A 15,153-nucleotide genomic window follows, 5' to 3' on the forward strand; every position below is an offset into this window, starting at 1 on the left:
GTCAGCGCGAACCCCAGAGCGCCCCCGCGCCGGCAGCGGCGAAAAGCGCGGCGCTGGCGCGATTGAACCAGCGCCGACCTTGGCCGCTTCGCAAGTAGCGGCCAGCCCCTTGGGCAAGCAGGCCATAGCCAAGCTTGCAACCCAGGTCGATCAGCGCCCAGCTCAGGCTCATGACCAGCAATTGCGGGCCCAGGGGGGCCTGGGCCTGGATGAACTGCGGCAGAAAGGCTGCGAAGAACAGCAGGTCCTTTGGGTTGCTGGCGCCCAGGAGAAAGGCCTGGCGAAAGAGCGCTGAAACGCCGCGCTCCGACGCCAGTGTACGGCTCTCCTGCTCAGGCAGCTGCCTGGCATGGCGCCAGCTGTTCCAGGCCAGATAGAACAGATAGAGCGCTCCGGCCAGCTTCAGTGCCTCGAACCCTTGCGCCGAGGCCGTCAGGAGCGCGCCCAGGCCAAGGGCGGAGGCCATCAGCAGGCACAGGGAAGCGCTCATTTCACCCAGGAAAGCCGGCCAGGATCGACGCACGCCCAGCTGCAAGCTATTGCTGACCATGAGCAGCGACAGCGGCCCAGGGATCACAATGACCACGAAGGCGGCGGCACAGAAAAGCATCCAGGTGTCCAGGGGCATGTTTTTCGCCAGGTTAGGAGAGAGGGGGCGATTATCACCCAGGCCAGGGCATCAGTCGCGGGCGAGGTCTGCTGCCAATGCCTCGGTATCTCGTCGATGCACCTCTTCGCCCATGGCGAAGGTATGCGCGACCACCCTATCGTCGCCCAGGGTCATCAGCACGAACAGCGTTTCGGCGATGGAGCGGCTTTGACTCAGGCGGTACTCCAGCAGGGGCGTGGCCTTGAGGTCGAGCACCACGAAATCCGCCTCATGGCCGGGCTGCAGGCTGCCGATGCGGTCTGCCAGGTCCAGCGCCCGCGCGCCGCCCAGGGTGGCCAGGTACAAGGATTTGAACGGGTTCAGGCGCGCCCCTTGCAGTTGCATGACCTTGTAGGCCTCGTTGAGGGTCTGCAGGATGGAAAAACTGGTGCCAGCGCCCACGTCGGTACCCAGGCCCACCTTCACCTTGTGGCGTTCGGCCATGGGCAGGTTGAACAGCCCGCTGCCGAGGAAAAGGTTGGAGGTGGGGCAGAACGCCACGGAGGCCCTCGCCTGACCCAGCCGGGCGCATTCGTCTTCACAAAGGTGCACGCCATGGGCGAACACCGACCGCGGCCCGACCAGCCCATGGTGGTCATACACATCCAGGTAGCCCTCGCGCTCCGGAAACAACTGCTTGACCCAGTTGATTTCCTCGCGGTTTTCACTCAGGTGAGTATGCAGGTAAAGCCCGTCGTGCTCTCGCAGCAGGCGCCCGGCCGAGGCCAATTGCTCAGGGGTGCTGGTGGGGGCGAAGCGGGGCGTCACCGCATACTGCAGCCGGCCCCGGCCGTGCCAACGCTCGATCAGCGCCTTGCTCTGGGCGTAACCGCTCTGTGCGGTGTCGGTGAGGTAGTCGGGAGCGTTGCGGTCCATCATCACCTTGCCGGCGATCAAGCGAAGGTTCAGCCTTAGCGCGGCTTCGAACAGGGCATCGACGGACTCGGGATGAACGGAGCCGAACACCAGGGCGGTGGTGGTGCCATTGCGTAGCAGCTCGGCGAGGAAGCGGCCGGCCACGTCTTCGGCGTGGGTTGCGTCTTGGAACTGCCGCTCGCAGGGGAAGGTGTAGGTGTTCAACCAGTCGAGCAATTGCTCCCCGTAAGCGCCGATCATGCCTGTTTGCGGGTAATGGATATGGGTGTCGATGAAACCTGGGGTGATGAGGGTATCCTCGAAGTGCCGCACCGGTACCTCGGGGTCCAGGTCGGGCAGCAGCGCGCTGGCCGGGCCCATGGCCAGGATCTTCCCGCCCTCTACGACAAGGAGTCCGTCGGCGATGTATTCATGGGAAGCGTGTTCGCCCAGGTCGGCAGGATCACCCAGGCTGTGCAAAAGACTGGCGCGGTAGGCTTTGCGGGTATCACTCATGAGTGGGCCTTCGAATGTTCAGGTGCGGCGGTTGCTTGATAGCCAGTTTACCTTGCATCGCCGCCACGCCAACCCGGCAGGGCCTCGCTTCAGCCAAGACCACCGGTATCAGGGCGCGGTCCGTGGACGGCTTCGGATAGGGCAAGCCTAGGACAAGCATACGGCAAGCCGTTGCCCAAGGGTGGCCGCTTGCCTGCCATCTCCGCTTCAGCGCGCCAGCATTTGCGTTACAATCGCCGCCCCGCGCCTCTATTGGAACTCCCATCAATCATGACCTTCAAGGCCCTGGACAGCCTCGCCGAGCAGATTGCCCGCCATCTGGCCGACCGTATCGTGAGAGGCGAAATGCGCCCTGGCGAGCGGATCCAGGAGCAGAAGGTGACCCAGGCCCTGGACGTGAGCCGTGGCTCGGTGCGCGAAGCGTTGCTGATCCTCGAGCGCAGGCACCTGGTAGTGATTTCCCCACGCCGCGGTGCCCAGGTGAGTGAACTCAACGCTCATCACGCGCGCAGCCTCTGCACCTTGATGAGCGAGCTGTACATTCTGCTCGGCTGCGCCGTGGCGCAGCAATGGCGCGGCGAGGAAGACCTCGGTCCCTTTCTGACCTTGCAGCAGCGTTTGCGCCAGAGCGCCGCGGCCAATGACATCCAGACGTTCGTCGATGACAGTTTCAATGTGATGCGCGCGGCCTATCCGTTCGCGGACAATCCCTACCTGAGCCAGACGGTGGAAAACCTGCAGCCGGCGATGAACCGCAATTACTATCTGGCACTGGAGCAGCGCAAGGCGGCGATGGCCGAGTACCTGGCCTTGTTCGACGGTTTGCTGAGCGCCGTCAGGGATCGCGACCTGAACACCATTCGCGCCCAGCTCAAGGCCTACGGCGAGTTGAGCTGCCAACTGGTGCTCGCCGCCCTGGGCGCTCGCTGAAGATGCGCCTCAAGTGCATCCGCCTGGCGGGATTCAAGTCCTTCGTCGATCCCACCACCGTCAACTTTCCCAGCAACATGGCGGCCGTGGTCGGCCCCAATGGCTGTGGCAAATCCAACATCATCGACGCGGTGCGCTGGGTCATGGGCGAAAGTTCGGCCAAGAACCTGCGCGGCGAGTCCATGACGGACGTGATCTTCAATGGCTCCACCAGCCGCAAGCCGGTCAGCCAGGCCAGCATCGAACTGGTGTTCGACAATAGCGAGACCACCCTGGTCGGAGAGTATGCCGCCTATGCGGAGATCTCCATTCGCCGGAAGGTGACCCGCGACGGCCAGAATACCTATTTCCTCAATGGCACCAAGTGCCGTCGGCGCGACATCACCGATATCTTCCTGGGCACCGGCCTGGGCGCGCGCAGCTACTCGATCATCGAGCAGGGCATGATCTCGCGCCTGATCGAAGCTCGGCCTGAAGAGCTGCGCAACTTCATCGAGGAAGCCGCGGGCATTTCCAAGTACAAGGAGCGGCGCCGGGAAACCGAAACCCGCATCCGCCGCACCCAGGAAAACCTCGAGCGCCTGACGGACCTGCGCGAGGAACTGGAGCGTCAGCTCGAACGCCTGCACCGCCAGGCCCAGGCGGCAGAGAAATATCAGGAATACAAGGCTCAGGAGCGCCAGCTCAAGGCACAGCTGTCGGCCCTGCGTTGGCGGGCCCTGGATGAGCAGGTGGCACAGCGCGAAGGCATCATCGGCGAGCAGGAAGTGGGCTTCGAGGCCCTGGTGGCCGATCAGCGCAACGCCGATGCCAGCATCGAGCGCCTGCGCGATGGCCATCATGAACTCTCCGAGCGCTTCAACCAGGTGCAGGCACGCTTCTATGCGGTAGGCGGGGATATCGCCCGGGTCGAGCAAAGCATCCAGCACGGCCAGCAGCGGCTGCGCCAACTGCAGGACGACCTGCGCGAAGCGGAGCGCGCTCGCCTGGAGACCGAGTCCCATCTGGGGCATGACCAGACCCTGCTCGCCACCCTGGCCGAGGAACTGGCCCTGCTCGAACCCGAGCACGAGATCGCCACCGCCGCGGCCGAGGAAAGCGCTGCCGCCCTGGAAGCGGCCGAGTCGGCCATGCAGGGCTGGCAGGAGCGCTGGGATACCTTCAATACCCGCTCCGCCGAGCCACGGCGCCAGGCGGAAGTGCAACAGGCGCGCCTGCAGCAGTTGGAGCAGTCGCTGGAACGCCTGGCCGAGCGCCAGCGGCGGCTGGCCGAAGAGCTGGCCAGCCTGGTGGCGGACCCGCAAAGCGCCGCTTTGCTGGAACTGGACGAGCAACTGGCCGCCGCGCAAACCCTGATGGAAGATCTTCAGGCCGAGGAGGCGGAGCAGGCCGAGCAACTCGAAGCCTTGCGCGAAAGCTTGCGAGGCCTCGGTCAGCGCCAGCAGGCCGGGCAAGCCGAGCTGCAGCGCCTCGGTGGCCGCCTGGCCTCCCTGGAAGCGCTGCAGCAGGCTGCCTTGAATCCGGTCGGCGGAGCCAGCGACTGGCTCCAGGCACAAGGGCTGCAAGGCCGGCCCCGGCTGGCCGAGGGGTTGCGGGTCGAGCCGGGCTGGGAGCAGGCGGTCGAGGCTGTGCTAGGGGCGGACCTGCAGGCGGTGCTGCTCGATGAGCTGGCCGCGCCAGGCTTGTCGACCTTCGAAGGCGGCGAATTACGCCTGGCCCAGGCAGTTCCCGCGCCCAGCCTGGGCGACAGCCTGTTGAGCAAGGTCAGCGGCCCGCTGGACCTTTCCGCCTGGCTCGGGCAAGTGCGCCCGGTGGACACGCTCGAAGCGGCTCTGGCGCTGCGCGCCGAGCTGGCGCCTGGGGAAAGCCTGGCGACTCGTGATGGCTACTGGGTAGGGCGGCACTTTCTGCGGGTACGTCGCGGCGATGATACCCAGGGTGGGGTACTGGCGCGGGCGCAGGAGCTGGAAGGTTTGAGCGCTACCCGAGAGGCGGCCGAGGCTGCCCAGCAAGAGCTCGAGCAAGCGTTGGAAGCAGCGCGCGAAGCCCAGCGCTCGGCAGAGCAGGCGCGTGAGCAGGTTCGCCGCCGCTTGCAGGAGGAGGCCCGCCAGTCGGGCGAACTCAAGGCCCAGCGTTCCGCCAGCCAGGCGCGCGCCGAACAGTTGAGCCTGCGGCGGCGGCGCCTGGAGGAAGAAACCCGGGAACTGAGCGAGCAGCGTGCCCTGGAAACCGAGGCCATAGGCGAATGCCGCCTGCTGCTGCAGGAAGCGCTCGACCTGATGGCCGATGACAGCGGCCAGCGTGAAGTGCTTGTAGAGGCTCGCGAGCAGTTGCGCCAGGCGGTGGAACGAACCCGCCTGGAGGCTCGCCAGCACAAGGACAGCGCGCATCAACTGGCCTTGCGCCTGGGCTCGTTGCAGGCTCAGCACAAGTCTACCGCCCAGGCCCTGGAGCGTCTGGAGCTGCAATCGGCGCGGCTGGCCGAGCGACAGGAGCAACTGACCCTGAACCTGGAAGAAGGCGAAGCGCCGCTCGAAGAGCTGCGGCTCAAGCTCGAGGCCCTGCTGGAGCAACGGCTGGCCGCCGACGAGGAAATGCGCATGGCCCGAGCCGCCCTGGACGACGCGGACCGTGAATTGCGCGAGGCCGAGAAGCGGCGCACCCAGGCCGAGCAGCAGTCGCAGTTGCTGCGCGGGCAGATGGAACAGCATCGGCTGGAATGGCAGGCCCTGAACGTGCGTCGCAAGGCCTTGCAAGAGCAGCTACAGGCCGACGGCTATGATCTGCATGGGGTGCTGCAAACCCTGGAAGCCGACGCCAGCGAAGCGGCGGCCGAGGAGGCGCTGCAGTTGCTCGACGCACGCATCCAGCGCCTGGGCGCGATCAACCTGGCGGCCATCGAGGAATATCGCCAGCAGTCCGAGCGCAAGCGCTATCTGGACGCCCAGGACGCGGACCTGGTGGAGGCGCTCGGCACGCTGGAAAGCGTCATCGGCAAGATCGACCGGGAAACGCGCAACCGTTTCAAGGACACCTTCGACCAGGTCAACAGCGGGTTGCAGGCCCTGTTTCCGAAAGTCTTCGGTGGCGGTAGCGCTTATTTGGAACTGACCGGCGAAGATCTACTCGATACTGGGGTCACGATCATGGCCCGGCCGCCGGGCAAGAAGAACAGCACCATCCATTTGTTGTCCGGCGGTGAAAAGGCACTGACCGCGTTGGCACTGGTGTTTTCCATCTTCCAGCTCAACCCCGCGCCCTTCTGCATGCTCGATGAAGTGGACGCGCCGCTGGACGATGCCAACGTAGGACGTTACGCACGCTTGGTGAAGGAAATGTCGCAAACTGTGCAGTTCATTTACATCACTCACAACAAGATCGCCATGGAGATGGCCGACCAGTTGATGGGCGTTACCATGCATGAACCCGGGTGTTCGCGGCTGGTTGCCGTGGATGTGGAGGAAGCCCTGGCGATGGTCGATGCCTGAGGCGAACGCTTGCGTTCTGCCGTGAAACACATGCGGCGAACGGTGTAAAGTTGCCTTTGGTCATGCTAGTTTATCGTTCATATATTGTGTGCGTGAGAAAAGACCAGCCAGAACATAGGCTTGGGCTCACGTTTTAAAGGGTTTCTTGACCCATTTTACTTTTTCGACATTTTTTTCGAGGCACTGGACTCCATGGAAATCGGTCTGCGCGAGTGGCTGATCGTTATCGGCATCATCGTGATCGCCGGCATTCTCTTCGATGGCTGGCGCCGCATGCGTGGCGGCAAAGGCAAACTCAAGTTCAGGCTGGATCGCAGCCTCTCCAATCTCCCCGATGAAGACGGGCCCACTGAAGTACTGGGTCCACCCCGGGTGCTGGATACCCATCAAGAACCGCAGCTGGATGAAGCCGACCTGCCGAGCATGACCGCGCCCAGCCGCGAAACCGCGCGCGAAGGCGGCCGGCGCAAGCGCCAGGAAAGCCCTCGCGCGGTGGAGCTGGCGGTGGACGAGCCGCGCCTGTCCGGCCGGGACGAATTTGAAATGGACGACGACGGGGCCGGCTCGCTGGATGACGGCACGCCTGTGGAAGAAGTGCTGGTGATCAATGTGATTTCCCGCGACCCTTCAGGCTTCAAGGGCCCGGCGCTGCTGCAGAACATCCTCGAAAGCGGCCTGCGCTTCGGCGAAATGGACATCTTCCACCGCCATGAAAGCATGGCCGGCAATGGCGAGGTGCTGTTCTCCATGGCCAATGCGGTCAAGCCCGGCGTGTTCGACCTGGATGATATCGATCACTTCACCACCCGCGCGGTGAGCTTCTTCCTGGGCCTGCCTGGCCCGCGTCACCCCAAGCAGGCGTTCGAAGTGATGGTCGCCGCCGCGCGCAAGCTCGCCCACGAACTGGATGGCGAGCTCAAGGATGATCAGCGCAGCGTATTGACTGCCCAGACCATCGAGCACTATCGCCAGCGGATCGTGGAATTCGAGCGCCGCGCGCTCACCCAGAAACGCTGAAGCGCCTGATGATGTCCAAAGCCAGCCCCGTTCATGGCGGGGCTGGCTTTTTACTTTATGTGATTGGCGCAGGCCCTGGCCTGCATGCTCGCCGGACCCGACTATGACCACTGCCTCGACCCGAATCCTGGAACTACGTGCCGAACTGGACGAACACAACTACCGGTACTACGTGCTGGACGAGCCCAGCATTCCGGATGCCGAATATGACCGCCTTTTCCGCGAGCTCCAGGCGCTGGAGGCCGAGCATCCTGAACTGGTGACGGCGGATTCGCCTACCCAGCGTGTCGGAGGCAGCGCCCAGACGGCGTTCAGCCAGGTCCGCCATGAGATTCCCATGCTCAGCCTGGGCAATGCCTTCGAGGAAAGCGACCTGCTGGACTTCGACCGTCGGGTGGTGGACGGCCTGGACCTGCCCAGGAGCCAGCCGGTGGAGTACAGCTGCGAGCCCAAGCTGGACGGGCTGGCGGTAAGCCTGCTGTACGTGGACGGCCAGTTGCAGCGTGGCGCCACCCGAGGCGATGGCACCACGGGCGAGGACATCAGCGCCAACGTGCGTACCGTGCGCAATATCCCCCTCAAACTCAAGGGCAGCGGCTGGCCCGCCATCCTTGAGGTGCGCGGCGAGGTATACATGAGCAAGGCAGGCTTCGAGCGCCTTAACGCGGCCCAGGCCGAGGCGGGCGGAAAAACCTTCGCCAATCCGCGCAACGCCGCCGCCGGGAGCCTTCGTCAACTGGATGCTCGCATCACCGCCAGCCGGCCCCTGGAGTTTTGCTGCTATGGCATCGGCCAGGTCAGCCACGACATCGCCGATACTCACATCGGCAACCTGGAGCAACTGCGCCAATGGGGCTTGCCCATCAGCCGGGAACTGAAGCTCGCCCGGGGCGCCGAGGCTTGCCTGGACTACTACCGGGACGTTGGCGAGCGACGCGACAGCCTGGCCTATGAAATCGACGGGGTGGTGTTCAAGGTGAACAGCATCGCGGCGCAGCGTGAACTGGGCTTTCGTTCGCGCGAGCCCCGATGGGCCCTGGCTCACAAGTTTCCAGCCTCCGAAGAGCTCACCGAATTGCTGGGCGTGGAATTCCAGGTAGGGCGCACCGGGGCGGTGACCCCAGTGGCCCGCCTCAGGCCCGTGAAGGTCGCCGGCGTGACCGTGGCCAATGCTACCTTGCACAACATGGATGAGGTCGCCCGCCTGGGCGTGATGATCGGCGACACCGTGATCATTCGCCGCGCCGGTGACGTGATCCCGCAGGTGATGCAGGTGGTCAGCGAGCGGCGCCCCGCCGATGCCCGCCCGGTGATGGTGCCCACTCACTGCCCGGTGTGCGGTTCGGAGGTGGAGCGCACCCAGCTGATCAAGCGCGGCAAGGGCAAGCAGACGGTCAGCGAGGGCGCGGTGTACCGCTGTGTAGGCCGCCTGGCCTGTGCCGCCCAGCTCAAGCAGGCGATCATCCATTTCGTATCCCGCCGCGCCATGGACATCGACGGGCTGGGCGACAAGATCGTCGAGCAATTGGTGGACACGGGCCTGGTGCGCTCGCCCGCCGACCTGTATCACCTGACCCAGGAGCAGGTATTGGGCTTGGAGGGCTTCGCCGAGGTTTCCAGCCGCAACCTCATCGCCGCCATCGACGCCAGCCGCACGCCCAGCCTGGCGCGCTTTATCTTCGCCCTTGGCATTCCCGACGTGGGCGAGGAGACCGCCAAGGGCCTGGCTCGTGCCCTCGGCAGCCTGGCGCGGATCATGGCCGCCCTACCCAAGGTACTGACCTACCTGCCGGACATCGGCCACGAAGTGGCCTATGAGATCGCTCACTTCTTCGAGGAAGAGCATAACCGCACGGTGATCGCTCAGTTGCTGGAGCGTGGCGTGGTGCTGCAGGGTGAAGGGGAGGTGCACGCTGAGTTCGCCGCCGTGGCCAGCTTTGAATCCTTGGTGGAGAAGCTGGGTATCCCCTATGTGGGTCCAGGCGCCGCGCAAAAACTGGCCCAGCGCTTCGGCTCCCTGGAAGCCCTCGCGGCCGCGGATTGGCTCGACCTGCGCCAGGTGGTGGCCGAGCGCACCGCCAAGGCTGTGCGCGATTATTTCGATTTACCTGCCCAGCGCGTCGAGGCCCTGGCCGCCGAAGCCCAGCTACGAGACTTCGGCATGCACTGGACCAGTGTGCGCCGTGGCGATGGAGAGGGGCTGCCCCTGGCCGGGCAAACCTGGGTGCTGACCGGCACCCTGGAAAGCATGAGCCGGGACCAGGCCAAGGAAAAGCTCGAAGCCCTGGGCGCCAAGGTGGCCGGCTCGGTCTCCGCCAAGACCCACACCGTAGTGGCCGGGCCTGGGGCCGGGAGCAAACTGGCCAAGGCCCAGCAGTTGAGGGTGGCGGTGATGGACGAAGCCCAGTGGCTAGCGTTTCTGGACCAGCAGGTCGACGGGCGCTAAGACGCTGACGGCCTTGGTTTTTTTGGAGCGGCAGGTTGTATCCCGCGGCCAAGCCTGTACAATGACCCCCGCTTGCCGGGCAACCCGGCCAGCGTGCGTCATGGTGGCCCCACCGGTCCCCTCGCAATGATTACCCGTCAACCTGGTCAGATCCGGAAGGAAGCAGCCATAGCGGGAACATCGTGTGCCGGGGTGTGGCTGGTGGGGCTGCCACCTACCGATCCCTTCTTTGTCCCCTTGATTCCAGCCCTCGGCCACTGCTTCGGCGATCAGGCTTGCGCATGCCTGCATGGCACGCGCGTGCTCGTTACTGATAGGTCAAGGTGAATTCGAGCATGCCCTCGACGGTGCCGGCGGTGACCTGATTAGCGGGCGCGGTCTGGATGATCTGCGCGGCGAATGCCAGGTCCAGGTTGCCGCTTGGGGGCAGTTGGCTGACGGGGGTGGTGGTGTTAAGCGGCATCGGACTCAGATCGGCCTTGAGCAAGCGTATCGCCACGCCCTTGGCGGTGGCGCCGTTACCGAGGGAGATCACACCCTCGGCCGGGTCACCCACTACCTGGCTGCCATCTTTCGGGGTGAAGTGGGCATGTACCGTGGCTACACCATTGTTGGGATCGTCGAGGCAACTGTGCAGCGCCAGGGTCACGGGGACAGCGGTGGTCACAGTGCCTGGGGCAGTGAAATGGCTCTGGTCCCAGCGCAGCAAGTCCACTTCCACCGGAGCGTTGGAGCCCACGGAGCACTGCGCCACAATGATCGTGCCTTCCGTGGCGAAGGTGAACGCATCGGGGATATCGGTGAAATTGCCGCGGTAGAGCGTCCGAGGCGTTACCTGAAGGGGGCCGGCGGGCAAGGCGCCAGTCTTCACCACGGTAAACCAAGCGTTTCCACCAGCGTATTCATGGAACGTCGGGGCATTGCCATAGCGCATCTCCCCATGCTGAGGGGCGATGGCGGGCCCTCCATCGGCACTACGAAGCCAGGTTCCGGCGCTATAGCCAATGGACTGGTCGTATTCGATCTGGACAGCGATCCCCGGCGCGTCGGTTTCCAGCAAGCGCTGAGGGTCGTAGCTACCCCCAGGGTTGGCTGGTGGTGATGCCATGGGCACGACAGGCGTCGAGGTGAATTCCGGGGCCGGTTTCCCCCCGGCCTGGTCCCACCAGCACTGGACGGTGGCATTATTGCCTTCCCGATTGAGGAACGCACGGGACTTTTCAGTCCCTATCACGGCGCCGATGGGTGCATCCCTGGGTACATAGAGCGTGCCGAACCGGTGAATGAAGGTCATGGGGCCTGGCGCGAAACCAGGTTTCCATCTGCAGCCATGGTCGCCTGCCAGTGCGCCGCCGGAGAGGGGAAGCCACAGGGCCACCGCCAGGGGCGCCCAACGTTGGGCCTTGTTCATAGGAGCTCCTGGATAAGATAGGTTCAACCGCACTGGAATGTTCCCTGGCGCAGGCCGTCGCGTTCCGGCAAGTCATCAGGATCCAGCATGAGCTGGCAGCGGCCGTCGGCAGTATCTGCCCAGGCCACCTCCAGCGACATGGGCGCCAGGTCCGTGGCCACCAGCAACTGACCACCCTGGCCCAGGATGCCAAGCAACCGGCCTTGTGCGTCCCGGGCTTGCGCGCCGAAAGGCAGAGGGGTTCCGTCCCGCCGCTGCAGGGTCAGCACTAGGCGGGTAATGCGTCGGGCGGCGTAGCGTGCCTTGACGATCGCGCCACGTTGCGGCACGACCTGCAGGGCACCGTTATCGAATTCCACCTCGGCGCCAAGTTGATCGGTGGTCAGCTCGAGGGTATTGACCCGGTAGGGCTGCAGGTGAGGGGCCACCATATAGCCCTTGTGGTCGGTGCGGGCGGCGGCGCCGTTACGAAGCCCGACGCCTTCAATGTCGGGGACCTCCACCAGCGCTACGGTTTCACCCAGCATGGGGGAAAGGGTGATACCGCCTCCGTGGGCCAGCAGCGAGCCGTTAGCGCTGGCGTTGACGCTTCGGTAGTCACTGCCTTGGGTCAGACCCAGGCTGTAGCTACCGTAGGGCCCCTGCCAGGCACTACTGACCGTCCCGGTGCGGTCGCCAGTCGGCCCTTGGGCGAGTGCCGCGTAATAGCTCAGTCCCTTTTCCGAGGAGTAGCCGTTGACGCTTGCCTGCTGGCTCCAGCGGTTCTGGCTGCGGTGAGCGTCGAAACCGACTCGTGACCATCCCCCTATGTCCAGCGGCAACGAAACGCTCAGGCCCAACCGGCGGTCATGCTGGGCGCCCATGCGATGTTCGGTGAGCGATTGTGAAGCGAAAAGGTTGAACTGCGCCTGTCGCCACCCTGTGCTCCAGTTCAGTTGGAACTGCCGCCGGGATGGGCGGGTGCCCCAGTAATCGTCTTGGGATAAGCGCAGGCTCAGGGATGAACCCCTTGGCAGGGTTTGACTGATAGAGGCCTCCAGGCGGCTACGACGGTTGCCGCTGAAGGCCGAGGGCTGGCTACGTTCGCGCAGGGCTTCGCCGAAGTCGCGATAGCCTTCGGTGGAATAGCGGTACCCCGCGAAACGCAGGTAGGTATTGGTGGCAAAGGCCTTGCCATAGCGCACGGCGTAGCTGTTGCCTTGATGCTCTCCGGTCAGGCCTCCGTCGCTGCGGGCATGGGTCAGGTCGGCAGCCGCCGCGCCGAGAATCCCCAAGTCTTTGCCGAGGCCGACGGTAGCGGCCTGGTAGTGATCGGCGCTGCGGGCGCCCCCGTAGAGCGTCAGGCCTCCTGCGAGGCCGTGCGCCATGCTCGCCTGGGCGAGCAGCGGCTGTTCAGCCGCAGTCCACGCCGAATTGTAGCGCCCGACCGAGGCTTCGTAGCGCCAGACACCCTGACGTAGCAGGTTGCCCAGGGTGGCGAATGCTTGAGTAAAGCGGCGAACCTGGCCGTCGGCCTCGATGAGTGTGACTTCCAGCTCGCCCGTGCCACTGGCATTGAGGTCATCGATCATGAAGGGGCCAGGGCTGACATAACCGGTATGGAGCAGGTAGCCGTTCTGGCGGATTTCCAGCTTGGCCCGGCTGAGGGCCACGCCGCTGACCACGGGCGCGTAGTTGAGCATCCCATCCGGAAACATGCCGGGGTCGCTGGCGAGCACCATTCCTGTGATGGGCTCGCTGCTGAACACTTCACCGCCGGTCCGGGTTTCGCCAAGGGTCAGGTTCGCTCGCCATGCGGGAAGGTCTCGCTGCACATAGGTCGCCTGACGCTGCCATTTGCGCTGGTATTGAGTGTGCTGAAAACTTTGCTGGCTACGTATCCGCCAGGGCCCGAGGTTGACGCCGGTGTTGAGCAGCAGATCGCCGCTCCCCTGGCGTCCCGTTCGGCCGCTGCCGTGCCCCAGGGTAGCCTGGTAGTTGACGAACGCAGCCCGGATGCCAGGGTCCCAGCGAGAAGGGTCGACGTAGCCCAGGCGTGCCCGCTTGAGCGCGATCTGCGGCAAGGAGAGGGTTACTTTCAGCGCCTTGGCGTCGAATTGTACCGCGGCGCCCTCAACCTTATTGACCAGGTCCAGGCAAGTTTCCCCAGACAGGTCTGCGTCGTCGAGAATGTTCCGACGCAAACCGATGCTTTCCAGCCAACTTAGGGGCAGGCAGGGCCGCAGGTTGTCAGCGTCGTCAGCCTCGATTGCCAGGCTGTGTTGACCAATGTCCTCGTAGTTAAGCGTGACCTGTACAGGGTAACGGCCCGGAGCGAGGCTCTGGCCCTGTTCCAGATCGCGCAGCGCCTGTGCCGCCGTGCTGCCCGAGTGCAGGAAGGCCGGGTTGAAGACAACGGACGAGGCGACGGCGGGCAGGGCGGACACGCAGCCGCCTGCCAGCACGAGCGCCCACACGCCCCTGCTCAGCGAAAAGGGATAAGTCATGAGGTTGCCGTGTCAGGGTTAAGGTAAGGTCTGCGCCTTGAGCAGGGCACTTTTACCGCCGTAGTCGTTGATGGCGCTGAAGCTGACTGTCCAGGGGGTAGCCAGTGACTGGGGCAGGCTGTAGCGCTGTTCCGAAAAGGGCGCGACCATGGGCCGCTGGGTGATGCGCAGCGTGTCGCTCCCTGAGCTGGCCTCCAGATCGCTGAAGGTGAAGTGGTACGGGCTGGGGTTATTGACAACCAGGGTGCGCCCGTTGTCCTCGCTACGCCACCGTAGCTCGGTCAGGTGCCGATGGGGTTCGCCCGCGATGGCTTTGGGCCGGTAGAACAGCTTGATCCGAGTGCGCAGGGCCAGGGTCAAGCGATTGCCGCCGCCGTCACTGTGCCTGACCTCCGGGATTTCCTGCACGTTGAAGAAGAACAGGCTTTCTCGATCCTGCGGCAGATCATTAGGCAGGCCGGTAATGCGCACCAGCTGCTGCGCGCCAGGATCCAGCCGGAACAGGGGCGGGCCGGGAATGAATGGCACCGGTGTGGTGGTATCGTCCGCCTCGGTATTGACCCACGCCTGAGCGGCGTAGGTGAGCTGGGAGGGGTTGCGCACCATCACGGTGGCGCTGCGGGCATCGCCCGCATACACGATGCGGGTGGCGCCGATGGTCAGGGCGCTGTGTGCGGGTTGGGTGATCAAGGCCACGACCATGCCGACAGCCAGAGCCCGGGATAAGGGGCGTAACATCGGTCAACTCCTCAGGTGAAGGGAGGCGCCTTTGCAGGCGCCCCGAACTCAAGGAATGTTGACGAGGAAAGAAACATCCGCCGCCACCGCCCCTGCCGTCACCGTTTTGTCGGTGCTGACCAGTGCCGTGTTGAAATTGATCTGAAGGTCTGGGCTGCTACCGACCAAGTAGGTGGGGCTCGGGGTGCCGGGTTTGATCGCTACCTGCTTTCGGTCTGTGATGGCCAAGGCTACCTTGGTGGCAGTGCCAGTGCCTTGCTTGATTAGGTAATTGTCAGCGTCCTCGCCGTCTTGCCCTTGGAAGGTCACGCTCACTGTGTCTCCTGCTGAGAGTCCGCAGGTACTAACATCACGAATCCACAGCCCGAAAGGGCGTGCAGGGGTTCGCTGTCCGGTCGCGGTGAAGTATTTGCTGTCGTAAGCCCCCAGGTTGATGACGGGGGTAGGCACGCCCGGGGCTACCGGGTCAACGATATCGACGCGGCAGGTAGCGCTGGTGATCTGGCCACGAAATTGAATGGAGCCAGTATTGGCGAATGCCGAGCTGCTGGCCAGGACCAGGGCCGCGGTGGCGATAAGGCGTTTCATGGGGGAACTCCTGTAAAGGCTGGCGCCAC

At 64.4% G+C, this 15,153-nt stretch carries 10 protein-coding genes and 1 other RNA gene; 5 read left to right on the forward strand and 6 right to left on the reverse strand.

Translation table 11 applies throughout. The annotated features are described in order from the left end of the window. Position 1: 1 nt before the first annotated feature. Both ACP691_RS10910 and guaD read right to left on the reverse strand, forming a co-directional pair. On the reverse strand, positions 2 to 628 hold the full coding sequence (locus tag ACP691_RS10910; protein ID WP_426149470.1) for a LysE family translocator: 627 nt from the start codon (positions 626 to 628) through the stop codon (positions 2 to 4). 51 nt (positions 629 to 679) lie between these two features. After that, entirely contained in the window at positions 680 to 2,020 is a 1,341-nt protein-coding gene (gene guaD / locus ACP691_RS10915; protein WP_426149471.1) for a guanine deaminase, read from the reverse strand. Positions 2,021 to 2,290: 270 nt separating this feature from the next. Between guaD and ACP691_RS10920 the strand changes: the two genes are divergently transcribed. From ACP691_RS10920 to ffs, 5 genes are all read left to right on the forward strand, one after another. Further along, the gene (locus ACP691_RS10920) at positions 2,291 to 2,950 is read left to right on the forward strand and encodes a GntR family transcriptional regulator (protein ID WP_426149472.1); all 660 of its coding nucleotides are present in this window, start codon (positions 2,291 to 2,293) and stop codon (positions 2,948 to 2,950) included. A 2-nt stretch (positions 2,951 to 2,952) separates the two neighbouring features. Then, entirely contained in the window at positions 2,953 to 6,438 is a 3,486-nt protein-coding gene (gene smc / locus ACP691_RS10925) for a chromosome segregation protein SMC (protein ID WP_426149473.1), read from the forward strand. 192 nt (positions 6,439 to 6,630) lie between these two features. Next, the gene (gene zipA, locus ACP691_RS10930; RefSeq protein ID WP_426149474.1) at positions 6,631 to 7,455 is read left to right on the forward strand and encodes a cell division protein ZipA; all 825 of its coding nucleotides are present in this window, start codon (positions 6,631 to 6,633) and stop codon (positions 7,453 to 7,455) included. 103 nt (positions 7,456 to 7,558) lie between these two features. Beyond that, the gene (ligA, locus tag ACP691_RS10935; protein ID WP_426149475.1) at positions 7,559 to 9,901 is read left to right on the forward strand and encodes an NAD-dependent DNA ligase LigA; all 2,343 of its coding nucleotides are present in this window, start codon (positions 7,559 to 7,561) and stop codon (positions 9,899 to 9,901) included. A 110-nt stretch (positions 9,902 to 10,011) separates the two neighbouring features. Then, an RNA gene (ffs, locus tag ACP691_RS10940) (signal recognition particle sRNA small type) lies at positions 10,012 to 10,108 on the forward strand. 100 nt (positions 10,109 to 10,208) lie between these two features. Here ffs and ACP691_RS10945 read toward each other — a convergent pair. From ACP691_RS10945 to ACP691_RS10960, 4 genes are read right to left on the reverse strand one after another with little or no spacing between them, the layout of a single operon-like run. Beyond that, positions 10,209 to 11,312, reverse strand: coding sequence for a fimbrial protein (locus ACP691_RS10945; protein WP_426149476.1), 1,104 nt, complete (start codon positions 11,310 to 11,312; stop codon positions 10,209 to 10,211). A gap of 23 nt (positions 11,313 to 11,335) precedes the next feature. Then, positions 11,336 to 13,798: a fimbria/pilus outer membrane usher protein gene (locus ACP691_RS10950; protein ID WP_426149477.1), complete on the reverse strand. Its 2,463-nt coding sequence runs from the start codon at positions 13,796 to 13,798 to the stop codon at positions 11,336 to 11,338. An 18-nt stretch (positions 13,799 to 13,816) separates the two neighbouring features. Further along, positions 13,817 to 14,536 carry a fimbrial biogenesis chaperone gene (locus ACP691_RS10955; protein WP_426149478.1) on the reverse strand — a complete coding sequence of 240 codons (720 nt, stop codon included), beginning with the start codon at positions 14,534 to 14,536 and terminating at the stop codon, positions 13,817 to 13,819. Positions 14,537 to 14,584: 48 nt separating this feature from the next. Continuing rightward, complete coding sequence (locus tag ACP691_RS10960; RefSeq protein WP_426149479.1) at positions 14,585 to 15,124, reverse strand: fimbrial protein; 540 nt, start codon at positions 15,122 to 15,124, stop codon at positions 14,585 to 14,587. Positions 15,125 to 15,153 lie beyond the last annotated feature (29 nt).

The organism is Pseudomonas sp. DC3200b2 (assembly GCF_049895785.1).
GTDB classification, from domain to species: Bacteria; Pseudomonadota; Gammaproteobacteria; order Pseudomonadales; family Pseudomonadaceae; genus Aquipseudomonas; species Aquipseudomonas massiliensis.